23 protein-coding genes are annotated in these 22,218 nt (G+C 70.7%); 2 read left to right on the top strand and 21 right to left on the bottom strand.

Annotated elements, in window-relative coordinates; all coding sequences use genetic code 11:
• Positions 1-41 precede the first annotated feature (41 nt).
• The 5 genes from D473_RS0105505 to ruvC form a co-directional block, all read right to left on the bottom strand.
• A complete protein-coding gene (locus D473_RS0105505; protein WP_017608087.1) occupies positions 42-599 on the bottom strand; it encodes an adenine phosphoribosyltransferase in 558 nt (185 codons plus the stop codon).
• 187 nt (positions 600-786) lie between these two features.
• Positions 787-1,143 carry a preprotein translocase subunit YajC gene (yajC, locus tag D473_RS0105510; protein WP_033352765.1) on the bottom strand — a complete coding sequence of 119 codons (357 nt, stop codon included), beginning with the start codon at positions 1,141-1,143 and terminating at the stop codon, positions 787-789.
• A gap of 354 nt (positions 1,144-1,497) precedes the next feature.
• Positions 1,498-2,574, bottom strand: a complete 1,077-nt coding sequence (gene ruvB / locus D473_RS0105515) for a Holliday junction branch migration DNA helicase RuvB (protein WP_017608089.1) — start codon at positions 2,572-2,574, stop codon at positions 1,498-1,500.
• A 34-nt stretch (positions 2,575-2,608) separates the two neighbouring features.
• Positions 2,609-3,226, bottom strand: coding sequence for a Holliday junction branch migration protein RuvA (gene ruvA, locus D473_RS0105520; RefSeq protein ID WP_017608090.1), 618 nt, complete (start codon positions 3,224-3,226; stop codon positions 2,609-2,611).
• A gap of 49 nt (positions 3,227-3,275) precedes the next feature.
• Positions 3,276-3,824, bottom strand: coding sequence for a crossover junction endodeoxyribonuclease RuvC (gene ruvC / locus D473_RS0105525; protein ID WP_026126627.1), 549 nt, complete (start codon positions 3,822-3,824; stop codon positions 3,276-3,278).
• A 185-nt stretch (positions 3,825-4,009) separates the two neighbouring features.
• Here ruvC and D473_RS0105530 point away from each other — a divergent pair, with 185 nt between their 5' ends.
• Positions 4,010-4,435: a PPOX class F420-dependent oxidoreductase gene (locus D473_RS0105530; protein ID WP_017608092.1), complete on the top strand. Its 426-nt coding sequence runs from the start codon at positions 4,010-4,012 to the stop codon at positions 4,433-4,435.
• An 87-nt stretch (positions 4,436-4,522) separates the two neighbouring features.
• Here the strand turns inward: D473_RS0105530 and D473_RS0105535 are convergent, their stop codons facing one another.
• The 14 genes from D473_RS0105535 to D473_RS0105600 form a co-directional block, all read right to left on the bottom strand.
• Positions 4,523-4,981: a DUF4282 domain-containing protein gene (locus tag D473_RS0105535; protein ID WP_017608093.1), complete on the bottom strand. Its 459-nt coding sequence runs from the start codon at positions 4,979-4,981 to the stop codon at positions 4,523-4,525.
• Positions 4,982-5,141: 160 nt separating this feature from the next.
• On the bottom strand, positions 5,142-5,888 hold the full coding sequence (locus D473_RS0105540) for a YebC/PmpR family DNA-binding transcriptional regulator (protein ID WP_017608094.1): 747 nt from the start codon (positions 5,886-5,888) through the stop codon (positions 5,142-5,144).
• On the bottom strand, positions 5,885-6,490 hold the full coding sequence (pdxT, locus tag D473_RS0105545; protein WP_017608095.1) for a pyridoxal 5'-phosphate synthase glutaminase subunit PdxT: 606 nt from the start codon (positions 6,488-6,490) through the stop codon (positions 5,885-5,887). The genes D473_RS0105540 and pdxT overlap by 4 nt, the downstream gene beginning before the upstream one ends.
• 16 nt (positions 6,491-6,506) lie before the next feature.
• Positions 6,507-7,442: a pyridoxal 5'-phosphate synthase lyase subunit PdxS gene (pdxS, locus tag D473_RS0105550; RefSeq protein WP_017608096.1), complete on the bottom strand. Its 936-nt coding sequence runs from the start codon at positions 7,440-7,442 to the stop codon at positions 6,507-6,509.
• 69 nt (positions 7,443-7,511) lie between these two features.
• A complete protein-coding gene (locus D473_RS0105555) occupies positions 7,512-8,099 on the bottom strand; it encodes a hypothetical protein (protein WP_017608097.1) in 588 nt (195 codons plus the stop codon).
• A gap of 26 nt (positions 8,100-8,125) precedes the next feature.
• Positions 8,126-9,409 (bottom strand): glycosyltransferase family 4 protein, encoded by a 1,284-nt coding sequence (locus D473_RS0105560; protein ID WP_017608098.1) that lies wholly within the window; start codon positions 9,407-9,409, stop codon positions 8,126-8,128.
• Complete coding sequence (locus D473_RS0105565) at positions 9,406-10,383, bottom strand: phosphatidylinositol mannoside acyltransferase (RefSeq protein WP_017608099.1); 978 nt, start codon at positions 10,381-10,383, stop codon at positions 9,406-9,408. Before D473_RS0105565 ends, D473_RS0105560 begins: the two co-directional genes overlap by 4 nt.
• A gap of 27 nt (positions 10,384-10,410) precedes the next feature.
• Complete coding sequence (pgsA, locus tag D473_RS0105570) at positions 10,411-11,037, bottom strand: phosphatidylinositol phosphate synthase (RefSeq protein WP_017608100.1); 627 nt, start codon at positions 11,035-11,037, stop codon at positions 10,411-10,413.
• Positions 11,038-11,138: 101 nt separating this feature from the next.
• On the bottom strand, positions 11,139-11,711 hold the full coding sequence (locus tag D473_RS0105575) for an HIT family protein (RefSeq protein WP_017608101.1): 573 nt from the start codon (positions 11,709-11,711) through the stop codon (positions 11,139-11,141).
• Positions 11,712-11,828: 117 nt separating this feature from the next.
• Positions 11,829-13,499: a DUF885 domain-containing protein gene (locus D473_RS0105580; protein ID WP_017608102.1), complete on the bottom strand. Its 1,671-nt coding sequence runs from the start codon at positions 13,497-13,499 to the stop codon at positions 11,829-11,831.
• A 146-nt stretch (positions 13,500-13,645) separates the two neighbouring features.
• Complete coding sequence (locus D473_RS0105585) at positions 13,646-14,239, bottom strand: GTP-binding protein (protein WP_017608103.1); 594 nt, start codon at positions 14,237-14,239, stop codon at positions 13,646-13,648.
• Between the two features lie 34 nt (positions 14,240-14,273).
• On the bottom strand, positions 14,274-14,771 hold the full coding sequence (locus D473_RS0105590; protein WP_241474711.1) for a DUF742 domain-containing protein: 498 nt from the start codon (positions 14,769-14,771) through the stop codon (positions 14,274-14,276).
• Positions 14,772-14,791: 20 nt separating this feature from the next.
• The gene (locus D473_RS0105595; protein ID WP_014909276.1) at positions 14,792-15,193 is read right to left on the bottom strand and encodes a roadblock/LC7 domain-containing protein; all 402 of its coding nucleotides are present in this window, start codon (positions 15,191-15,193) and stop codon (positions 14,792-14,794) included.
• Positions 15,194-15,425: 232 nt separating this feature from the next.
• Positions 15,426-18,572 carry a sensor histidine kinase gene (locus tag D473_RS0105600; RefSeq protein ID WP_026126630.1) on the bottom strand — a complete coding sequence of 1,049 codons (3,147 nt, stop codon included), beginning with the start codon at positions 18,570-18,572 and terminating at the stop codon, positions 15,426-15,428.
• 1,517 nt (positions 18,573-20,089) lie between these two features.
• On the opposite strand from D473_RS0105600, the gene D473_RS28515 reads away from it, so the two are divergent.
• Positions 20,090-20,395 carry a D-alanyl-D-alanine carboxypeptidase family protein gene (locus tag D473_RS28515; RefSeq protein ID WP_017608106.1) on the top strand — a complete coding sequence of 102 codons (306 nt, stop codon included), beginning with the start codon at positions 20,090-20,092 and terminating at the stop codon, positions 20,393-20,395.
• Positions 20,396-20,408: 13 nt separating this feature from the next.
• Here D473_RS28515 and D473_RS0105610 read toward each other — a convergent pair whose 3' ends face one another.
• Together D473_RS0105610 and D473_RS0105615 are read right to left on the bottom strand one after the other, a co-directional pair.
• A complete protein-coding gene (locus tag D473_RS0105610) occupies positions 20,409-21,074 on the bottom strand; it encodes a hypothetical protein (RefSeq protein ID WP_017608107.1) in 666 nt (221 codons plus the stop codon).
• Positions 21,075-21,156: 82 nt separating this feature from the next.
• Complete coding sequence (locus tag D473_RS0105615) at positions 21,157-22,188, bottom strand: LacI family DNA-binding transcriptional regulator (RefSeq protein ID WP_017608108.1); 1,032 nt, start codon at positions 22,186-22,188, stop codon at positions 21,157-21,159.
• Positions 22,189-22,218: the final 30 nt, after the last annotated feature.

Here is a 22,218-nt window from a genome sequence, read left to right on the forward strand (position 1 = left end):
GTGCATTCCCGAGCGGGTGTCGCTCGCCGACGCGCGCCGGGTCAGACCGAGAGGAGGACGTGCGGCTCCACGTCGGGCATCTTCTCGCGCCCGCGGAGCGCTCCGAGCTCCATCAGGACGGAGAATCCAACGACCGTACCACCCGCCCTTCGCACCAGATCCACCGCGGCCCTGCCGGTACCGCCCGTGGCGAGGACGTCGTCGACGATGAGCACACGGCTGCCCGGGGCGAGCGCGTCGGAGTGGATCTCGACGGCCGCGGTGCCGTACTCCAGATCATAGGACTGCTCGATCGTCTCCGCAGGCAGTTTCCCGGATTTGCGGGCCGGCACGAACCCCGCGCCGAGTTCCATGGCGATCGGCGCCCCGAAGATGAACCCGCGCGCCTCGAGCCCGAGGACGTGGTCGACGGCCATGCCCCGGTAGGGGGCGGCCATCTCCTCGACGCTCGAGCGCAGGGCGACGGCGTCGTTGAGGAGAGGGGTGATGTCCTTGAACAGGATCCCGGGCTCGGGGTAGTCCGGGATGTCCCGGATCTGCGCGAGGAGCAGCTCGGCCAGGGCCGAGCGCTCGGTGTCGGTGGTGGTCTCGTGCGACATGGACGGTGGTGCCTTCTGCTGGAGAACATTGCGGCGCCGGCCCCGGGCTGCCGGGACCGGCGCCGTGAGACTTGGACGCCCCTACGGCCGGTGGCCACAGGGGTTGCGGTGCCGTGGAGAACAGCTCCGGAGGGCGCCGGACACACTTCTACCCGGCGCCGAGGTCGGGCCCGCCGGCCCGAGGACCCTAGTCCTTGGGCTTGTCGTCGTCGCCGAAGTCGGGGCGGTCCTCCACCGGGGTGTCGTCCACCTGGGGGCTGTTGATCTGGGCGATGCCGGCCTTGAGCATCCGGACACGGGTGCCCGGCGCGATCTCCAGAAGCAGGTCATCGTCATGGACCTCCACGACGGTGCCGAAGATGCCGGCCTTGGTCATGACCTCGGTCCCGGGACCGAGGGAGGTCTGCATCTGCGTCTCCTGCTGCCGGCGCTTCTGGTTCGGCCGCCAGAACAGCAGCCAGAAGACCAGAAGGATGAGGCCGAACATGATGAAGGTGCTCATCAGACTGCCGCCTTGGGAGGCGGCGTCCGCGAGTGTGTACATGCCCTCCTGCACGGGGCGTCCTTCCTGAAGTCTGCTCTTGGCCGACGGTGGTCGGACACCGCATCGGCCATGGTCCACCGGGCGGGGCCGGAACAGAGTCCCGGCACGGCGCCCAGCATCTACAACGCGCGAGGACGCGTCGGCGTTCCAACGGGTGTCGAAGAGCACCGAACGAGAGGCCGCGCCCCCGCATCCCGCGTTCGCTCCAGAGTAGGCGGCGACCGCGATGAGCGCTCCTCGGCATCCGCTCCGAACGGTCGGCGATTCGGAACCGACACACACCCGTGTCCGTTTCATTGTGCCCGGATCGGCGACATCTGTCAGCACCCGAACACAGAGGGTGCAAGGCCCGGTTCAGGGGGTGACCGACTCGTCGGTGTCGGTCTCGATCCCGGCCCCGAAAGCGGCGTCCGGGGGCGGGGTCCGGCCCATGTGTTCCCAGGCCATGGGCGTTGCCACCCGGCCACGCGGGGTACGGGCCACAAAACCCGACCGGACCAGGAAGGGTTCGGCCACGGCCTCCACCGTCTCGGGCTCCTCCCCTACCGAGACCGCGAGCGTGGACAGCCCCACGGGGCCGCCGCGGAACTTGGTCATGAGGGAGTCCAGGACGGCGCGGTCCAGACGGTCCAGACCGGAGGCGTCGACCTCGTACAGGTCCAGGGCCGAACGGGCGGTGCCGAGGGTGAGGGTCCCGTCGCCGCGCACTTCGGCGTAGTCGCGCACCCGGCGCAGAAGGCGGTTGGCGATACGCGGAGTGCCGCGCGAACGCCGGGCGATCTCGGTGGCGGCGTCGGCGTCCATGGGCGCTTCGAGCAGCCGCGCGGAGCGGTGCAGGATGCGCTCGAGCTCCTCGGCGTCGTAGAAATCCATCTGCGCTGTGAACCCGAACCGGTCGCGCAGCGGGGCCGGCAGCAGGCCCGCCCGGGTGGTCGCCCCCACCAGTGTGAAGGGCGCGATGTCGAGCGGGATCGCGGTGGCGCCGGGGCCCTTGCCGACCATGACGTCGACGCGGAAGTCCTCCATGGCGACGTAGAGCATCTCCTCGGCGGGGCGGGCCATGCGGTGGATCTCGTCCAGGAAGAGCACCTCGCCCTCCTGGAGGGTGGACAGCACCGCAGCGAGGTCGCCGGAGCGTTCGATGGCCGGGCCGGAGCTGATGCGCAGCGGGGCGCCCAGCTCGGAGGCGATGATCATGGCCAGCGTGGTCTTGCCGAGCCCGGGCGGGCCGGACATGAGCACGTGGTCGGGGGCTCTGCCTCGGCGCTGGGCGCTGTGCAGGACCAGGGAGAGCTGTTCGCGCACCCGTTCCTGTCCGACGAAGTCGTCGAGCACGCTCGGACGCAGGGCCCGCTCGACCTGCTGTTCGTCCGAGTCGGCCTCGGGTGAGACCGCCTCCCGCTCGTAGGCGCCCGGGTCGGGCTCGTGCATGGGGTGCTTCCTCCTGGTTCCGGGGGCCGCGGGCTCAGGCGCGGCTCAGCTTGCGCAGAGCACTGCGCAGCAGGACGGTCACGTCGGTGGTCGTCTCGGCCTCGGCGGCCACGGCGGTGGCGGCCTGCTCGGCGTCCTTGGCCGACCATCCCAGGTTGACCAGGCCGGAGACGACCTGGCCGCGCCAGGCACCGTCGGGTGTGGAGGTCTGCTCCGCCTCGGTATCGGGCAGGGTGCCGTCGGTGAGGACGGGTGCCTCCAGTTTGCCGCGCAGCTCCAGGACGATGCGCTGGGCCCCCTTCTTGCCGATACCGGGAACCCGGGTGAGGGCGGCGGTGTCCTCGGTCGCCACGGCCTGGCGCAGTCCGTCGGGGGTGTGCGCGGCGAGCATGGACAGGGCCAGGCGCGGACCCACGCCCGAGGCGGTCTGGAGCTGCTCGAACATGTGGCGTTCGTCGTCGTCGCGGAACCCGAACAGGGTCATGGAGTCCTCGCGGACCACGAGACTGGTGGAGACGGTGCCCTCCTCCCCCACGCGGAGCGCGGACAGGGCCGCGGGGGTGCACTGGACGGCCATGCCGACCCCGCCGACATCGATGACGGCGCTGCCCGCGCCACGTGCGGCCACCCGGCCGGTGAGGAACGCGATCATCTGGTGCAGGGCGCCGTGGGGGCGCCCGTCTCCTTCCTGGGAGCGGGGATCAGCTGCGCCGCGCGCGGCGGGCGAGTTCGACCTTGCGCGCGAAGTCCTGTTGTGCCTGGGCGACCCGGGCCTTGGCCCCACCGCGCCAGATGTGGCAGATGGCCAGGGCGACCGCGTCGGCGGCGTCCGCGGGCCGGGGCGGTGTGTCGAGTCCGAGGATACGCGCCACCATGGCGCCCATCTGTTTCTTGTCGGCGCGTCCGTTCCCGGTGATGGCGGCCTTGGCCTCGCTGGGGGTGTGCAGCACCACGGGAAGGCCCCGGCGGGCGGCGCAGACCAGCGCGATGCCGCTGGCCTGGGCCGTCCCCATGACGGTGCTGAGGTTGTGCTGGGCGAAGACGCGCTCGACGGCCACGGCGTCGGGCCGGTGCTCGTCGATCCAGGCGTCGATGCCGCGTTCGATCGCGACGAGGCGCTCCGGCAGGTCCTGGTCGGGGCCGGTACGGACCGCGTCGGCACCGAGCAGTTCCAGGGATCGGCCGATGGAGCCCTCCACGGCACCGACACCGCACCGTGTCAGACCGGGATCGATCCCCACCACGCGCACACGCCCCACCTCTCTCGAACGCCAGTTCGCACACCATGCTAGCTGGGCCCCACCGTCGCCGGGGCCACAGTAACGCCCGGTACGGACATCCGTCGGGCCCGAGCCGCGCGGCGCGTGACGTCCGGGGCACCGCGGGCCGCGCGTGTCGGGGCCCGTTCGAGACAGGCGCGGGCCAACATGGGGCCATGAGCTCATTCGACGACCCGGAGGTCCGGGACTTCCTCATGTACGGCACACGCACCGCCAAGGTCGCCTACACCGCATCCGACGGACGCGCCCTGGTGGCGCCGATCTGGTTCGTCCTCGACGGAGGCGACCTGGTCTTCAACACGGGTGCGCGCACCGCCAAGGGCCGTTCGTTGGCGCGGGATCCGCGACTGGCCCTGAGCGTGGACCTGGAGGAGCCTCCGTTCGCGTTCGTCCAGGTCCAGGGTGAGGCGCAGCTGTCGGAGGAGCCCTCGGAACTGCTGCGCACGGCCACGGCCATCGCGGCACGGTACATGGGCAGTGAGCGTGCCGAGGAGTTCGGCAGGCGCAACGGTGCGCCCGGGTCGTTGGTCGTACGGGTCCGTCCCACCAAGATCATCGCCGAGATGGACATGGTCGCGTGAGCCCACCGCGGAGCCCGGACAGCACGGAGCCCGTCGGCCGTCCCTCCTGGACGCGCCGGCGGGCTCGCAGCGTTCCCGCACGTGTTCCTACATGCCGCCGCGCCCGCGGATGGCGGTGAGGTCCTCGCTGATGCGGAAGAGCACGATGAGCACCTCCATGATGATGCGCGAGAAGAGCACACCCATGGCACCGCTGATCAACGTCAGGATCAGCATGAAGAACCCGAGGAACCCGGCTTCCCCGCCCATGGCGAAGAAGGAGGCGATCACCCCGCTCAGGGTCCCGAAGCCGATGCCCACCAGCCACAGGATCCACACGATCGGGATCACTCGGCTGGTGACGAAGTTCTTGAAGGAGAAGTCGAAGAGCGCACCGAAGAAACCGGTACGGGCGCCGGGGGCGGACTGCTGCGGGGCCATCCCGCCAGGACCGGCGGGGCCCTGCTGGTACCCCTGGGCGCCGTAGCCACCACCGTAGTACGGCTGCTGGGGCTGCTGGCCGTAGTACTGGGACGGGTCGTAGGGCTGCTCGGGGGGATTGCTCATGGTCCGGTCCTCGTCAACTGTCGTGGATGGGGCCCGCGCGGGAGTGTGCCGCGCGCGGACGGCTGCCCCTCATCCTACCGAGCGCGTGTGCACTGTCGGTGGCATACCCCGGAACGGAGCCGGACGGTGTCCTCGGCCGCCCGGACACCGCCCGCCCGCATCACCGCTCGGCCAGGACCTCGGCCGGGAAGTCGGCGTTGGTGAAGACGTTCTGCACGTCGTCGGCGTCCTCGAGGGCGTCGACGACCCGCAGGACCTTCGCGGCGGTCTCGGCGTCGAGAGGGACCTCGACGCTCGGGAGCCAGTTGGTGTCGGCGGAGTCGTACTCGATGCCGGCCTCCTGCAGGGCCGTGCGGACGTCGACCAGGTCACCGGCCTCGGAGACGACCTCGAAGTATTCGCCCAGGTCGCGGATCTCCTCGCCGCCGGCTTCCACCACGGCGAGGGTCACGTCGTCCTCGGTGGTGTTCTCCTTGGGGACGATGACGATGCCCTTGCGGGTGAACAGATAGGAGACCGAGCCGGCGTCGCCCATGTTGCCACCGTTGCGGTTGACGGCCGTGCGCACGTCGGAGGCGGCGCGGTTGCGGTTGTCGGTGAGGCACTCGACGAGCATCGCGACGCCACCGGGGGCGTAGCCCTCGTACATGATGGTCTGCCACTCGGCTCCGCCGGCCTCTTCGCCGGACCCCCGCTTGCGGGCGCGCTCGATGTTGTCGGCGGGCACCGAGTTCTTGCGCGCCTTCTGCATGGCGTCCTCGAGCGTCGGGTTGCCCTCCGGGTCCCCGCCACCGGTCCGGGCCGCTACCTCGATGTTCTTGACCAGCTTGGCGAAGAGCTTGCCGCGCTTGGCGTCGATGACGGCTTTCTTGTGCTTGGTGGTGGCCCACTTGGAGTGGCCGCTCATGAATGTCCTTTCGCGATGTCGACGAAGAGGCGGTGCACGCGCGCGTCGCCGGTGAGTTCGGGGTGGAAGGACGTCGCCATCAGGCCGCCCTGGCGTACGGCGATGATCCTACCGGGCCCGTCCTCGGCCGGGAGGCGACCGAGCACACTGGCCTCGGGGCCGACCGAATCGACCCAGGGTGCCCGGATGAAGACCGCGTCGAAGGGTTGCTCACCGATGCCGTCGACAGCGACACACGTCTCGAAGGACTCCGTCTGGCGCCCGAAGGCGTTGCGGCGCACCGTCATGTCGATCCCGCCGACGGTGGTCTGGTCGGCCGCGGCCCCGACAACACGGTCGGAGAGGAGGATCATTCCCGCGCAGGTGCCGAATGCCGGCATTCCCGCGGCGATCCGCGCGCGCAGCGGTTCGACAAGACCGTACCGGACGGCGAGTTTGCCCATGGTCGTCGATTCGCCGCCGGGGAGGACCAATGCGTCCACGGTGTCCAGGTGCTCGGGAGCGAGCACTTCGGCGGTACGCGCCCCCAGTCCGTCCAGCACGGCCCTGTGCTCGGCGGTGTCGCCCTGGAGAGCGAGGACCCCGATGGTGGGCGGTGTCACAGCTCTGCTCCCAGCGTCACCAGCCGCGGCCGGCGTAGCGCTCGGCCTCGGACAGGTCGTCGACATTGATCCCGACCATGGCATCGCCCAGTCCGCGGGAGACGCGGGCGATGACGGAGGGGTCCTCGTAGTGCAGGGTGGCCTGCACGATGGAGTCGGCGCGCTTGGCCGGGTCGCCGGATTTGAAGATGCCGGAACCGACGAACACGCTCTCGGCCCCGAGTTGGCGCATGAGCGCGGCGTCGGCGGGCGTGGCCACACCGCCGGCGGAGAACAGCGGTACGGGCAGGCGGCCGGCGCGGGCGACCTCGGCGACCAGATCGTGCGGGGCACGCAGCTCCTTGGCGGCCCCGAAGAGTTCGGCCTCGTCGAGGGTGCTCAGGCGCTTGATGTCGGTGCGGATGGCGCGCATGTGGCGGGTTGCCTCCACGACGTTGCCGGTGCCGGCCTCGCCCTTGGAGCGGATCATGGCGGCGCCCTCGGCGATACGGCGCAGGGCCTCGCCGAGGTTGGTGGCCCCGCAGACGAAGGGCACGGTGAAGGCCCATTTGTCGATGTGGTTGGCCTCGTCGGCGGGGGTGAGGACCTCGGACTCGTCGACGAAGTCGACACCGAGGGACTCCAGGACCTGGGCCTCCACGAAGTGTCCGATGCGGGCCTTGGCCATGACCGGGATGGAGACCGCCGAGACGATGCCGTCGATCATGTCGGGGTCGGACATTCGGACGACGCCGCCGTCCTTGCGGATGTCGGCGGGGACGCGCTCGAGGGCCATCACGGCCACGGCGCCGGCGTCCTCGGCGATGCGAGCTTGCTCAGGAGTGACGACGTCCATGATGACGCCGTTCTTGAGCTGCTCCGCCATGCCCCGCTTCACACGTTGGGTACCGACGGCGTTGTCGATCGTAGTTGTTGCGTTCTTGACCACGGTGGTGGGATCCCGTCTCTTCATCGACAGTCGGCCCGGACGGGTACACGGGTTCGCTTCGTGGCCCGGTCCCGGCTCTACCGGCGCCCCACACTAGTCGTCCGCCCTGTCGGTGTTGTCACCCGGCTCGGCATTCCTGCCGGTAACACCCTTCTCAGAACCCGAGTCCGCCCGGCTCTGGGCACCGGCGGGACGGGGCGGGCGGTCGTCCATCTCGAAGAAGTCCGGCAGGGCCGCGTGCCCCGCCAGGCGCAGAGCGCGCACCAGCCGCGAGCGCCGGACCCGGCGTGTATCGGCGACGGCGTCGTTGTGGAAGGTGCGGGCCATGTGCACCCCCTTCGCCGCCTCGGTGATCTCCGCGACCGACGGGAGGGCCTGCGCGGGCAGGTCGGGGCGTTCCAACTCGGTACGCATCACGTGGGACAGACGGCTCTCCAGGAACTCGCGTTCGGCCGAACCCGCCCGCCGGGCGGCTGTTGCGGCCCCGGCCAGGTCCCGGGACGCCTGATGGTCGAGCACATCGGCCGCCACCAGGGAGAACACGGCGGCGCCCCGCCGCAGCAGCGCGGCGTCCAGGGCGGCCCAGGAGGTCTCCACCCGGTGATGGAGCCGGTCCAGGCGGGTGGCCCGCCAGGAGAGGTAGAAACCGGTGAGCACCAGGATGAGCGTGAGTGCGGCCACCAGGGCCAGGAGTGCGGCGTCCCCGCTCAGAAGCGCTCACCCCGTCCCCCGGCACGCCCGTAGGGGCCGCGCCGCCCGCGCCCGGAACCGGTCCGGCCACGGCGGGGGTCGCCGGGCCTGGGACCCGCCCCGCGCCGGAGCAGCGCGGCCGGGCTCGGACCGGAGGCGACACGGACCCCGCCTCGGCCCTCCGGCTCCTCGCCGTGCAGCACGGTCTCGTACACACGCACCACTTCGGCGGCCACAGTGACCCAGTCGTAGGGCCGGACCGCCTCGCGGGCGGCCTCGGCCAGGTGTGCGCGTCGCCCCGGGTCGGCCAGCAGGTCAGCGGCCCGCCGGGCGAGGTCGCTCGCATCGCCCGTCGCGAACAGCTGTCCGGCCCGGCCCCCGTCGAGCACGGCCTCGAACGCGGGGAGGTCACTGGCGGCGATCGTGGCCCCGGCCGCCATCGCCTCGGTCAGGACCATGCCGAAACTCTCCCCGCCCAGGTTGGGGGCGCAGAAGAGGTCCGCTGAGTGGAAGGCGCGCACGCGGTCGGTCTCATCCAGCCGCCCCAGGCACACGACCCTCTCGCGCAGGTGTTCGGGGACCGCCTGCAGGGCGGGCCCGGGGTCGCCGGGCCCCGCGACCAGCACCCGGAGTCCGGGGTGGTCGGGCGCCAGGTGGGTGAAGGCCTCCAGGAGGGTGGCCAGGCCCTTGCGGGGCTCGTCGACCCGGCCGAGGAAGCCCAGGGCACCGCCCTCTCCGGGCCACCCCGGGAGCGGCTCGGCCCCGGCGAAGGCAGCCGCGTCCACCCCGTTGGGGATGAGCACGGCGTCGCCGCCGATGTGCTCGACCAGGGTGCGGCGGGCCGCCTGGGAGACGGCGATGCGCCCGTGGATCTTCTCCATGGCCGAGCGCAGCGCACCCGAGCTCGCCGCCATCGCCCGCGAGCGCGGGTTGGCGGTGTGGACGGTGGCCACCATGGGCCCCTCGGCGGCCCAGCAGGCCAACAGCGACGTGCTGGGCGCGGAAGGTTCGTGGATGTGCAGGAGGTCGAAGTCGCCGGTGGCGATCCAGCGCCGCACCTTGCGTACGGTGCGCGGGCCGAAACTGAGCCGGGCCACCGAACCGTTGTAGGGCACCGGAACGGGGCGCCCGGCCGGAACCAGGTGCTCGGGCAGGTCGGCATCGGGGTCGCCGACCGGGGCGAGCACGGACACGTGGTGGCCCAGGGCGATGAGCGCCCGGGCCAGGTCACCCACGTGCTGCTGGACCCCGCCGGGCACGTCCCAGGCGTAGGGACAGACCAGACCGATCCGCAGACTCACCCGGACCGCCCTGCGTACTCGCGTCCACGGTCGCGTTCCAGGGTGTGGACCAGCGCCCGGTACTCCTGTTCGCGACGGCGGGCCCGGTCCTCGTCGTGGTCGGCGCTGAAGACGGTCTGCAGCATGTGCCAGTCCTCGGGGTGCTCGGCGATGGCTCCTTCGAGGACACGGGCCAGCGCCTGCGTCGTGTCGTGGATGCGGTGGCTGCGCGAGAGGCCGGGGGCGACGGGAACCTCCTCGTGCACACGGATGTTCCAGTACGGCCCGTCGTACCAGAGGGAGACCGGCATGAGCGCGGCACCGGTGTTGAGGGCCAGCGCCGCTGGGCCGGAGGGCATACGTGCCTTCTCCCCGAAGAAGTCGACTTCGAGGCCGGTGCCGTTGATGTCGCGGTCGGCGAGCAGGCACACGAGTCCGCCCTCACGCAGGCGCCGGGCGAGGGTGCCCACGGTTCCGGACCCTCCGGTCAGCGGCAACACCTCCATGCCCAGGGACTCCCGGTAGGCGGTGAAGCGCCGGAAGAGCGACTCGGGATCCAGCCGTTGGGCCACGGTGGTCAGCGGAGTGCCCTGCATGGTGATCCAGGCGCCGGCGTGGTCCCAGTTTCCCATGTGCGGCAGGGCCGCGACGACCCCGCGGCCGGCGCTCACGTGTTCCTGCAGCACGTCGACGCCGGTGGCACGGGTGTGTGCGAGGACGTACTCGCGCTCCATCGCGGGAAGGCGGAACATCTCGTAGAAGTAACGCATGTAGGAACGCATCCCGGCCTTGGACAACGCCCGCAGCTGGGCGTCGGTGCCGCCGGGGCCGAGCAGGCGGCGCAGGTTGCGTTCGAGTCCGCGGGTGCCCCCGTCGCGGGCGCGCCACGACCGGTCGGCCAGCTGCCGGAACAGCGCTCGCCCCGCCCGGTCGGGTGAGCGGCGCAGCATCGCCCACCCCGCGGCGTAGGCCAGGTCGGCCGTGCGTTCGTCCACCTCGTCCTCCCCGTCCTCGGCGTGTGTTCAGGCGTCCCGGGCGGTGTCGTCCCGGGATCCTTGTCCTTCCCCGGCGCGGTCCTCGAGGCGCGCGCGGGTCTCCACGAGCCGCTGCAGGATCGTCAGCAGGCTCATGCCGGCCAGGAGCCAGAGTCCGCCGGCGAGCACGTAGGGCACCCCCAGCCCGCCGAGCCCGATGGCCAGCAGGGCCACGACCAGGCGTTCGGTCCGTTCGGCCACGCCCACGTCGCAGTTGACGCCCAGCCCCTCGGCTCGCGCCTTGAGGTAGGAGACCATGAAGCCGCTGATCAGGCAGAAGAGGGTGAGCCCGGCGAGCAGGGGATCGTCGCCGTCGGCGATGAACCACCACATGAGCCCCGCGAAGAGCGCGGCGTCGGCGATGCGGTCCACGCTGGAGTCGAGGAAGGCACCGAACTCGCTGGCGCTGTCCTTGGCCCGTGCGACGGCGCCGTCGAGCATGTCGAAGAGCGCGAAGACGGTGATGACCACCGATCCGGCGTAGAGGTGGCCGCGGGGGTAGAAGTACAGGGCTCCCGCGATGACACCCGTGGCGCCGATGATGGTGACGAGGTTCGGTGTGAGGCCGATGCGGGCCAAGCTCCGGCCGAGCGGAGCGGTGACCCGGGAGATCATGGGGCGAAGGATTCTCAGCATGTCTTCTTGTGATCGTAGGACGGAAGCGGTTCCCGGGTGGGGAACCGGACCCGGTGGGGGTGGCGCGGGTGTCGTCGGGCCTACCGTGACGGCCAGTGCTCGGCCAGCTTCTCGCGCGTCTGCCGGAGCATCTCGGGCAGCACCTTGGTGTGTCCGATGACGGGCATGAAGTTGGTGTCACCGCCCCAGCGGGGCACGATGTGCTGGTGCAGATGCGCAGCGATACCCGCTCCGGCAACCGTACCGAGGTTCATACCGACGTTGAAGCCGTGCGGGCCGTAGGCCTCGTTGAGGGCACGGATGCCGGCCTGGGCGAGCTCGGCGAGCTCGGCGGTCTCCTCGCCGGTCAGCGATGTGTACTCCGAGACGTGGCGATAGGGGCACACGAGCAGGTGACCGCTGTTGTAGGGGTAGAGGTTGAGCACCGCGTAGGTGTGCTCGCCCCGGGCGACCAGGAGTCCCTCGGGGTCGCTGAGGCCGGGAGCGCGGCAGAACGGGCAGTCCTCGCCGGCGCCGGGGCCGGTCGGTCTGCCCTCGCCCTTGATGTAGGCCATGCGGTGGGGTGTCCACAGGCGTTCCCAACCGTCGGGGTTGCCGGTTCCGGCCCCGGGCGGTTGCTGCTGTGCCTGTTCGGGGTCGTTGTCACCGCGCATGGTGGGTCCGTCTCTGGTCGGCCGTCCGGTCTGTCGCTCTTGCGATCCAGCATAGGAGGGTACGGGCGCCAACGGCACCGGACGGGCCCGTCTCACGCGACCCGTCCGGCCGCGCGGTCACAGTTCCAAGAGCGTGCGCAGGTGGCGCGGCGGCGGAGAACCGTGGGCGAGCATGAGGTCGTGGAGCTCGCGTTGGGACAGGTCGGGACGGGCCTCGGCGAGGTCGCGGGCCAGGGCCGACATCTCCGTGTGGCCGACGTAGTAGGTGGACAGCTGGGCGCTGGTGAGTTGGGCGCGGCGCCACTTGCCCACGGCCTCGCCCTCCTCCTGGTGACCGCGTTCGGTCAGCAGGGTCAGCGCCTCCTCCTCGGTGATGTCGCCGGTGTGGACCCGCACGTCGAGGATCGCGTTGAGGATCATGCGCAGGCGGGTCTTGAGACGGACCAGGCGCAGGGCGAGGTCCTGGCGGCGGCCTTGCGCGTCCTCGGTCCCGCTCCAGCCGTGGCGGGCCATGACCTCCTCGGCGTGGACCGCCCATCCCTCGACGAAGGTGCCGCTCATGAAGAGCTTGCCGACACGGGTGGGGCCCTCGTGGCGGGCGGCGTGGGCGAGCTGCAGGGCATGGCCGGGCACGCCCTCGTGGACCATGAGGTTGCGCAGCATGGCGCCGTTGTACTCGCGCAGGAAGGAGTCCTGGCGTTCTTCGGACCAGTCCTCGGGCGGCGGGGAGACGGCGATGAAGGTCGGCAGCTCGCTCGCGTGCGGGTCCAGGGGGCCGGGCGGTTGGCAGTAGGCGACGGCCACGCCGCGGCGCGACTCGGGCATGGGAACGACCTGGACGGGGTCCTCGTACACGGTGGCGACGCCGCTCTCGCGGGTGCGCCGGTACAGGTGCTCCAGGGCCTGCTCTCCGGTACTCCGCAGGTTCTCGCCGGTGACGGGGTGGTCGTCGGCCAGGGCGGCCAGGACCTCGGCGACCTGGCCGGGCCTGCGCGGCTGTCCCTCGTACTCGGCGGCGGCGTCGGCCATGTCCTCCTCGGTGGCCAGCAGGTCGCTCTCGGCCCGCACGAGCAGGGCCTCGGGCGAGAGTTCGGAGTCGAGGGCGTACCAGAGCTGGGCGGCGAAGCCGCGGGTGCCCAGGCGGGGGTCGGCCGTGGCGAACTCCAGCTCGGTGCGCAGCCAGGACTCGTGCTCCTGCAGTGCCTCCAGGGCCTTGCCGGCTGCGTTCTCCAAGGCGGGGCCGGACTCGGGGTCGCGTCCGGCCAGGGCGGGGACGTCGTGGGTGAGCAGGTGGCGGTCCCCGGCCAGTTGTCCCAGGGCGGTCTCCACGTGCACGCGCGGCATTCCGGGTCCTTCCGACAACCGGGTGCGCGCGGTGGCCAGGTGGGCGGGCAGGGCGGAGCAGCGGGAAGTGAGGGCGGCCAGGCGTTCGGGCAGCGGCAGGATCTCGCGTTCGACCAGCGGCAGCAGGGCCTCGCCCGGCGTGTGCACGAGGGGATCCCAGGTGTGGGGCCGCAGTTCTGTGGTGTGCCACAGGTCCGCGCTGACCTTGGTACGCAGGACCTCCAGATCGACCAGGTCGCCCGGGGGCAACAGGTCGGGGTCGATCGCGTCGAGGGAGCCGAGGGCGTCGGTGAGCATCGCGGCGCGTTGCACGTCGGCCTCGGCGGAGTGGTCGGTCAGACGGTGGGCGCCGCGGGTGTCGCCCTCGTCGAGCGCCCATTCGGGTGAGGCCTCGAGGAGGGCGTCGACCACCCTTTCGGCGACCTCGCGAAAGCGCAGGGTCATGGCTCGGGCATCGTCTGGGGAAGGGCTCATGTCACCCATGATGCCAGGGTCCGCGGCCCAGGTTCCGGGCATGCGGAAACCGGGCCGTCTCCCTCTCGGGACCCGGCCCGGTCCCCGTGTCGGCACGCTCCGAGGAGACCGTCCCCTCAGCGCCAGGAGCTCTGGCCGCCGGTGGAGGTGGGCTGCCCGGCAGCTCCCTCGGGGTCCCCGATGCTGATGGCGTGCTCGACGAGGGTGATGAGCGTCGATTTGGTCGATCCCTTGTCCCGGGCGTCGACCTGGACGATGGGGATCTCGGGGCTGAGCGTGAGCGCGTCCCGCACCTCGTTGGCCGCATGGGGGTAGTAGCCGTCGAACCCGTTGATCGCCACGATGAAGGGCAGGCGTGCCTCTTCGAAGTAGTCGATCGCGGGGAAGCAGTCCGCGAGACGGCGGGTGTCGACCAGCACGACGGCGCCGATGGCGCCCTTGACCAGGTCGTCCCACATGAACCAGAACCGGTGCTGGCCGGGGGTACCGAACAGGTACAGGATCAGGTCCGAGTCCAGGGAGACGCGGCCGAAGTCCATGGCCACGGTGGTGGTCTGCTTGTCCGGCGTCTTCTGCAGATCATCCACACCGACACTGGCGCTGGTCATGACCGCTTCGGTGGTCAGCGGCACGATCTCGGAGACGGAGCCAACGAATGTCGTCTTTCCGACACCGAAGCCCCCGGCGACGACGATCTTGACCGACGTCATCGCGTTCCCCCCAGCACCGCCTTCCTCGGCTGGGCTAGAGCTTGCGAAGTCCACTGAGCACCCTTTCAAGCAGGTTGGTGTTGGGACGGGCGTCGTTGTTGAGCGAGGTCCTGATCTGGACCAGTCCCTGCTCGGACATGTCCGCCACAAGCACCCGTGCAACACCGAGCGGCATACGCAGCAACGCGGAGATCTCCGCGATGGAGCGCCACTCGCTGCACAGGTCGCTGATCGCCTGCCACTCGGGCGTCAGCGTCCCAGACTCGTTGCGGGCTGTCGCTGTCGCCGAGATCAGCGCCTCCAGCGGAAGCTGCGACTTCGGCTTGGTACGGCCCTTGGTGACCGCGTAGGGGCGTACCAGCGAACTGGGGGAACCGGCCTGCGCGGAACGTTGATCGTACTGTTGTTGGATTGGTCGAGGAACATCTCCGCCGCTCGGACCAGACGGCGTTCCCCCACCAGTGGGGGGATCGCTCGGCTGTTGTCCGAACCACGAGGCGCTCCCGGCATCTCTACTGTGAGGTGCCACCACTTCCTCCTGTCGGTGGTGGATCAGTGGATTCCCGAGGTGCGCGCCGTTGGTGTCAGCGCCCGCCCCGCCCGCTCGACGAGCAGGGTCATCTCGTACGCGACCAGACCCAGGTCGCTCTCCGCGGCCGCGAGGACCGCAAGGCAGGAACCGTCGCTGATGGCCATGATGAGCATCAGCCCCCGCTCCATCTCGACGACGGTCTGGGCCACCGCTCCACCTTCGAACACCCGGGCCGCGCCTTGCGTGAGGCTGGACAGACCGGAGGCGATCGCCGCCAGCTGGTCTGCCCGGTCGGCCGGGAACCCCGCAGAGGACGCCAGCGGAAGGCCGTCAGAAGAGACGACGATCGCGTGGGCGACATCCGGGACCCGATCGGCAAAGTCAGTGATCAACCAGTTGAGCTCGTTGACCTGTCGACTCATCTGATCTCCTGTCCAAGTTCGCCGGCTGGTCTTTTCGGCACTGCTACCGCCGGCACGGCATGTGACAGCACTGCCCCTGCGAACAGCCCGGCCCCTCCCGCAGGGGGACCGGGAGTCTGGTGTTCTGTTCTCGTCGAGCGACGGGTGTCACGCATCCGAGAAACTCGGTAGATGCTATTGCATCCGGACTCCGGGCACGTGGGGGACCCCGGCCCGCCTGTTGACACGAACGTCACCCCTGTGGCTCCTCGTCGATCCGGTTACGGCCTTCCCGAACCCCGCGCTGGAACCCGGAAAAGCGGTTACGGACCCGGTCCGCGCTCCGTGTGGGCACTTGCCGGACGTTCTCCGGTTTCGGGGCGGTCCCCGGCACCAGGTTTGCCTTCGGAACGCGTTTTGGCAAGCCCGAGGTCGTGAGACCGCCCGCGAGAGGCTCGGCCGCGGTACGCGCGGCCTTCCATCCGCGGTCGGCCGCGGAGTCCCACTCCTCTTCCGAGCTGCCCTGTGCCTCCGGGGCGGGGCGGCTCTCGGAGGGCTGTTCCTGGGCGACGGGATCGACCTGGGGCATCGGGCCGGTCTCGGTCGCGTCCACGGTCGGTCCGCCGGCGCGGCGCTTGAACCAGTTGGACTCGATGGCATCGAAGATCGGCAGCGAGTCGTCGATGCCCTGTCCGCCCGGGGTGGGGGGCACGACGGTGCTGTCGGCGCCCTGGGCCCCGCCGTAGCGGCGCGAGAGGTAGGCGGTGGAACCGTAACCGTCGCGGGCACCCTGGTCGGCCTGCGGAGCTTCCTGGGAGGGCTGCTGGTACTGCGGATCCTGCTGCTCGGGGCTCTCCCAGCCGGAGACGGCCGGGAAACCTCCGGTGGAGGGCTCGGGCATCCGGTGGGTCCCGGTGTCCTGGTGACCCGTTTCGGGCCGGTCCGGACCGCCGGTGCTGCCCTGCCCGCCGAACGCGTCGTAGGTGTCGCCGTCGGAGCCGAAGGTCCCGGCCTCCTCGACCCGGCGGAACGTTCCGGAGTCCACGGGGTTGCCGTGTTCTCCAGCGCCGTTGCCACGGTGCACGGGCGGGTCGAACAGGCTGCCGCCGGTGTTCTCCTGCCGGCTGTCGTCCTCCTCCACGCCGTAGTCGTAGGGGTCGACGACGTTCTGATCCTGCTGCGGGTCCACGGCACTGGTGGCACCGCTGCCGCGTGTGGTCTCCCACGTGGGCTGCTCGGGCTCGTCCGGGGCGTTGTTCCACAGGTCCTGGCCGCTGGGCGGGTGCTCGTCGGCATGGTTGCCGCCGGGACGGCGCTTGGGCAGACCGCTGAGGTCGCCCGAACCTTCGCCGCCCTCCTGGTGCTGCCAGGAGTCGGGCTCCTCCGCGGCCGGGGTGGCGGCGAAGGCCGCCTCCGCATCGGCGAAGGTGTCCGGTGCGCCCGCGGTGAGTTCCGGCCGGGCCCCGCTGCCGCCGAGGGCGCTCTGGTCCTCGACCGGGGTGATGAGCAGGTCCGGCGGGAACAGGACACCGGCGGTGGTTCCGCCGCCGTGCGCCTCGCTGAGTTCGAGCCGGATGCCGTGGCGGTGGGCCAGGCGCGAGACCACGAACAGACCCATGCGGCGCGAGACCGCGACGTCGATGACGGGCGGGGCGGCCAGGCGGGCATTGACCGCAGCGAGGTCGTCGGCCGCCATGCCGATGCCGCTGTCGGTGACGTCGACACGGACGGCGCCGCTGTCGAGGGTCTTGGCGCTGACCAGGACCTCGGTGTCGTGCGGGGAGAAGGCCGTGGCGTTCTCCACCAGCTCGGCGACGAGGTGGATGACGTCGTTGACCGGGCGCCCCAGCACCGAGATGTGGGAGGGGGCGCGCACGTTGACGCGCTCGTACTGCTCGACCTCGGAGACGGCACCGCGCAGGACGTCGACCAGCGGCACGGGTTGGGCCCACTTGCGTGTGTTGTCCTGGCCGGACAGAACGAGGAGGTTCTCGTTGTTGCGGCGCATACGCGTGGCCAGGTGGTCGAGCTGGAACAGGTCCGAGAGGCGGTCGGAATCCTGCTCGGACTGTTCCAGGCCGTCGATGAGACGCAGCTGGCGCTCGACCAGGGTCTGGCTCCGGCGCGAGAGGTTGACGAACATCGCGTTGACGTTGCTGCGCAGGGCCGCTTCGTCGGAGGCAAGTGTCAGGGCCACGCGGTGGACGTCGTCGAACGCGCGGGCGACCTCACCGATCTCGTCCTTGCTCCGGACCTCGATGGGGTCGACCTTGACGGGGTCGTCGGGGGAAGTACCGCCCTCCTGCATCCGGGTGATGGACTCGGGCAGGTCGCGTTCGGCGACGCGGCGGGCGCCGTCCTCCAGGATGCGCAGCGGGCGCACCAGGGAGCGCACGACCAACGAGGTGAGCAGGAAGACGGCAAGGAGCAGGCCCGCGACCACGACGGTGTCGAAGAGGGCCCGGCCCATGGCGGCGTCGCGCAGGTTCTCGGAGTCGGCGGCCACACCCTCGGCGATCTCCTCCTCGACCGACTGCAGGCGGTCCAGGGCGGTGTTGGCGGTCTCCTGGTACTCGGCGGGACCGTCGTTGGCGGTCACACCGGTCAGGTTGTCCCCGCGCTCGGCGCGGTACATCACGCGCATGCGCATGGTGGAGATCTGGCTGACCTCGAGACCGGTGAAGTTCTCGTCGAAGATCTCGCGTTGGCCCGCCGAGGCGGACTGGGTGAAGTTGGCGATCTCGTTCTCGTACCGGGCGCGGCTGGAGTCGATGGCCTCGGAGATACCGCCGCTCATCGAGTTTCGCGCCAGGGAGTGCGCCATGAGCGCGGACTCGTAGGAGAGCTGGTCACGCGCGTTGGACAGCGCGGTCAGGGACCGCACGCTCTCGCGCAGGGCGGTGTCCTCGGTCTCGTCCGCGATGGTCTGGTTGAAGTCGGCCATTGCCCGCGTGATGGTGCGGTACTTGGTCACGACGGGCAGCACGGTGATACGCGTGCTGTCGACCTCGGTGCGCAGCGAGTCCAGGCTCTCGAGCTGGTTCTGCATCGTCTGGAGGCGGTTCTGCGCGAGCTCTCCGTCGGCCTCGCCCATCTCGTCCAGGCTGGCGTTCAGGGTGTTGAGGAGATCGCGGGAGTTGTCACGCTCCTCCTCCATGACCTGGCGCAGCTCCGAAGCGCGCTGATCCGGGTCGGCGTCGTCGGAGATGTAGACGGCGCTGGTGGTACGTTCCCGGCCGAGCTGGTTGGCCAGCTGCACGGCGAGGACACCCACCTCGGCTCGGTCCACGATGTGGGCGTGGGTCACAGTGGCGACCGCGCCCTCGTAGACCCGCAGTCCGCCGAGCACCAAGGCGACAGCGGTGGGGATGACGATGAGGGCCACCAGTCGCGAGCGCACCCGCCAGTTACTTGGCCTCCACCATTGGGCCGGACGCCGCGGGGCATCGGCAGTTTCGGCCTGCGCTGCCTCGCTCTTCGCGCCGGCCCCGTTCTTCGTCGCTCGTGTCGACACGGACCCTCGCAACCTTTCGTGTCACCGCTTGAGCGCGGTTGTGGAACACCGGGAGCTACCTACCGCTCGGGCCGACACCGGATCAGGAGCATCGGTTCGGCCACGTGGCCCACCAGACCGGGAAGCGGTGTGGAATGTGGGGAGATGTGAAGACTGTCCACCGGACTCGCCTGGGGAGGTGAGCATCGCACCGTGCACGGATATCGGTGCTCATGCGGTCCATAGCGTACCAATGCACGGGAAGCCCTCGCCTCGACCGCCCTGCGCCTCCTGAGGCGCCCTCACTCGCCACGAAACGCTCATCATGCCCCGTTTAGCGGCATTATGACCAATTTTCCTGGTCAGACTGCAAGTCCGAAACCCACGGGACGCATAGGTAACTTTTTGGACACACCGAGTACTTCCCCCAGGAGCCCCCGGTCGACATGACATCGTGACAAGACGTATATGCAGCCCCGACCCGGGAGCAAAGATGCGTCCACCGGCATGCCCACATGTGACTACTTTGGGTAAAGATCGCGCCTCTCACGGTGGCCTTTTCGGTCCATTCAACCCCCTGAAGGGGCGCGTCTTTTCGGTCACCGTTGTGGTCCCTCTCGGCCTGGCCGCGGCCCTGGCCCTCTCCCCTGCCCCCGTCCTCGCCGCCGAAGGGAGCACCACCCCACCGGACGGAGGCACCGGGACCGGGGCCGACCTCTCCGACGTCCGTGTGGAACTGGCCGAACTGAACACGCAACTCGAGGAGACCCGCGAGAAGGCCACCGAACTCATCCAGGAGTACATGGCCGAGCACGAGCGTCTGGAGGAGGCCACCGAACGCCGTGAAGGCGCCGAGAGCCAAGCCGAGTCGGCCGGCGAGAACGCCGAGCGGACCCGCCTGTCCGCTGCGCGCCAGGCCGCGGCCGCCTACAAGGGCAGTGACCTGAGCGCCGTGCACGCGTGGACCGGCCCCCGCGGCCCGGCCGAGGTGCTCGAGCGCGGCGCCTACCTGAACCTGCTCGGCGGGCACCGTTCCGACGACCTGGACCGGGCCGAGGCCTCCCGGGTGGTCTCCGAGACCCTGGCCTCGGCCGCGGCGAGTGCCGAGACCGCCCGGGAGAAGGCGGCCGAGGAGGCCGAGGGCGCCCGCACACGCGCCGAGGAGGCCGTCCAGGAACAGGAGGAACGCGCTCAGGAACTCATGGCCGAACAGACCCGATTGGAGGAGCAGCTGTCCGAGGGGCGTGATCCCGAGGCCGACGACGAGGCCCGCGAGAACGCCCTGGACGCCGCCCGCTCCGCTCAGGACCCCGGCCAGGAGGGCGCGGGGACGTTCTCACCCGTGGACAGCGGCGGGCACGGGTGNCGACGCCGCCCTGTGCCCGTTGCCCCAGGCCGGCGAGAAACTGCGCGCCGATGCCGCCGTGGCCTTCTTGGAGCTCGACGGCGCCTTCCGTGAGGAGTTCGGGCGGCCCGTGTGCGTCACCGACTCCTACCGCCCGTACCACGAGCAGGCCCGGCTGTTCCAGGAGATGAGCCCGGGCATGGCAGCCGAACCAGGCACCAGCCGGCACGGGCTCGGTGTGGCCGTGGACCTGTGCGGGGGCGTCGAACAGCTCGGGGCCGCCGAACACGAATGGATGCTCGACAACGCCCCCGGCCACGGCTGGGGCAACCCCGAGTGGGCGCGCGGAGGGTTCGAGCCCTGGCACTGGGAGTACAGCGGGTGAGGCCGACCGCTCCTCAGGCCTGGGCGCCGACCCTGACCTCGAACTCCCCCAGCGGGCCGAACTCCACGAAGAGCTCGTCGTTCTCCTCCAGGGGCGGGGTGGACAGCGGCAGCAGGGCACGCAACCGGCCCGGCCCGGAAGCCAACCACCCCTGATCCGGCTCGACCGTTCCATGGGCGACCTCGTCGTCGGCGACGAAGGCCGCCACCTCGACCGCCGCGCCGTCGAGCTCGTCGGCGGTGGTCAGTACCGGTCCCAAGCTCAACTGCACCGGCAGCCCATCGGTGTCGGTCCACAGGCACGCGGGGGTGAAGGCGGCGCTTCCGTCCTCGGCGCCTGCAACGGCGGCCACGCCCACCTGCGCCACGCGTGCGGTGCGCAGCACGGGGTCGTCGACCCCGGTGACTTGTTCCGGCGGGATCTCCCACAGGCGCTCACCGGCCCGGACCGGGACCAGGGCGGTGGGGCGCACGGGAGGGCACATGCGCGCTTCGAGTTCGACGATGATCTCGATCGGGGCGTCGACGGCGCGCTCGTGTGCCCGGTTCAGTTCCTGCGGTCCGGCTGCCAGGAGGTCGGCCAACCCACGCTGGTCGGGTGTGCCCAGCACGTCGCCGTCGTCGAGGGCACCGGCGCGTTCGCCGCCCCCGCTCGGGGAGAGGTAGGTCACCCAGCGCATCGTGTCTCCTCGCTCCGCCTCGGCCGTCTCCGGCAAGCCTGGCACAACGCGTGCACAGGGGTCCAACCGGCTCGGCAGGGGCTCATCCGGACTCGCGCACGACCAGGTGGGTATCCAGGACCACGCTCGCGCTCGCCTCGGTGCGCGGGATCGCCACGTCGGTGAGCAGGGTCGCCATCTCGTACCCCATGCGGACGGTGGGCTGGTGGACGGTGGTCAACGGCGGGTCGCTGTGCTCGGCCATGAGGGTGTCGTCGAAACCGACCAGGGCCAGGTCGCCGGGCACTCTCAGGCCGCGTTCGCGCAGGACCCGCATGGCGCCCAGGGCCATCATGTCCGAGGCCACGAAGACCGCGTCGGGGCGCTCTCCCGAGTCCAGGAGGCGTTCCATGCCCGCGGCCCCGCCCTCGGCGCTGAAGTCGCCCTCCACGACGAGGCCGTCGTCGTCGGGCAGACCGGTCTCCTCGACGACCTGCCGGTAACCGCGCAGCCGTTCGACCCCGGCGTTCATGTCCAACGGTCCGCTGACGGTGGCGATACGGCGGTGACCGGTCTCGTACAGGCGCCGCGTGGCCTCGCGTCCGCCGCAGGCGTTGTCGACCTCGACGTAGTAGGGGGTGACGCGGGTGTTGGTGTGCGGCAGACCCCCCTGGACCACGGGCACACCGGCTTCGGTGAGCCGGGAAGGCAGCGGGTCGTCGCGGTGCAGGGACACCAACAGGGCACCGTCCACGTGGAACCCGGCGAGGTAGTCGCCCACACGCTGGTGCTCGGCCTCGCTGCGGGCAGTGGTCAGCATCAGCTGCAGGTCCCGTTCGTGCAGGACGGAGCTGACCCCGCGGATGATGTCGGCGAAGAAGGGGTCGGCGAACAGGCGGTCACGGGGTTCGGAGACCACGAGGGCGATGGTGTCGGTGCGCCGTGTCACCAGGGTCCGGGCCGCGTGGTTGGGGCTGTATCCCAGCTCGGTGATCGCGGTGTGCACCGCGTCCCGGGTCCGTGGACTGACCTGTGCCGAACCGTTGATGACACGCGAGACGGTACCGCGCCCCACTCCGGCGCGTTCGGCCACCATCTCCAGGGTCGGGCGCTGCCGACCGCCGCTCTTGGCCACTTGAGGGCTTCCTCTCCACACGAAGACGGG

This window comes from Nocardiopsis xinjiangensis YIM 90004 (genome assembly GCF_000341145.1).
Taxonomy (GTDB): Bacteria; Actinomycetota; Actinomycetes; order Streptosporangiales; family Streptosporangiaceae; genus Nocardiopsis; species Nocardiopsis xinjiangensis.

Coding starts and splice junctions, on each gene's coding strand:
- D473_RS0105505 (WP_017608087.1), bottom strand. CDS start 599: ATGTCGCACGAGACCACCACCGACACCGAGCGCTCGGCCCTGGCCGAG.
- yajC (WP_033352765.1), bottom strand. CDS start 1,143: ATGTACACACTCGCGGACGCCGCCTCCCAAGGCGGCAGTCTGATGAGC.
- ruvB (WP_017608089.1), bottom strand. CDS start 2,574: ATGCACGAGCCCGACCCGGGCGCCTACGAGCGGGAGGCGGTCTCACCC.
- ruvA (WP_017608090.1), bottom strand. CDS start 3,226: ATGATCGCGTTCCTCACCGGCCGGGTGGCCGCACGTGGCGCGGGCAGC.
- D473_RS0105530 (WP_017608092.1), top strand. CDS start 4,010: ATGAGCTCATTCGACGACCCGGAGGTCCGGGACTTCCTCATGTACGGC.
- D473_RS0105535 (WP_017608093.1), bottom strand. CDS start 4,981: ATGAGCAATCCCCCCGAGCAGCCCTACGACCCGTCCCAGTACTACGGC.
- D473_RS0105540 (WP_017608094.1), bottom strand. CDS start 5,888: ATGAGCGGCCACTCCAAGTGGGCCACCACCAAGCACAAGAAAGCCGTC.
- pdxS (WP_017608096.1), bottom strand. CDS start 7,442: ATGAAGAGACGGGATCCCACCACCGTGGTCAAGAACGCAACAACTACG.
- pgsA (WP_017608100.1), bottom strand. CDS start 11,037: ATGATCTCCCGGGTCACCGCTCCGCTCGGCCGGAGCTTGGCCCGCATC.
- D473_RS0105575 (WP_017608101.1), bottom strand. CDS start 11,711: ATGCGCGGTGACAACGACCCCGAACAGGCACAGCAGCAACCGCCCGGG.
- D473_RS0105580 (WP_017608102.1), bottom strand. CDS start 13,499: ATGACCCTGCGCTTTCGCGAGGTCGCCGAAAGGGTGGTCGACGCCCTC.
- D473_RS0105585 (WP_017608103.1), bottom strand. CDS start 14,239: ATGACGTCGGTCAAGATCGTCGTCGCCGGGGGCTTCGGTGTCGGAAAG.
- D473_RS0105595 (WP_014909276.1), bottom strand. CDS start 15,193: ATGAGTCGACAGGTCAACGAGCTCAACTGGTTGATCACTGACTTTGCC.
- D473_RS0105610 (WP_017608107.1), bottom strand. CDS start 21,074: ATGCGCTGGGTGACCTACCTCTCCCCGAGCGGGGGCGGCGAACGCGCC.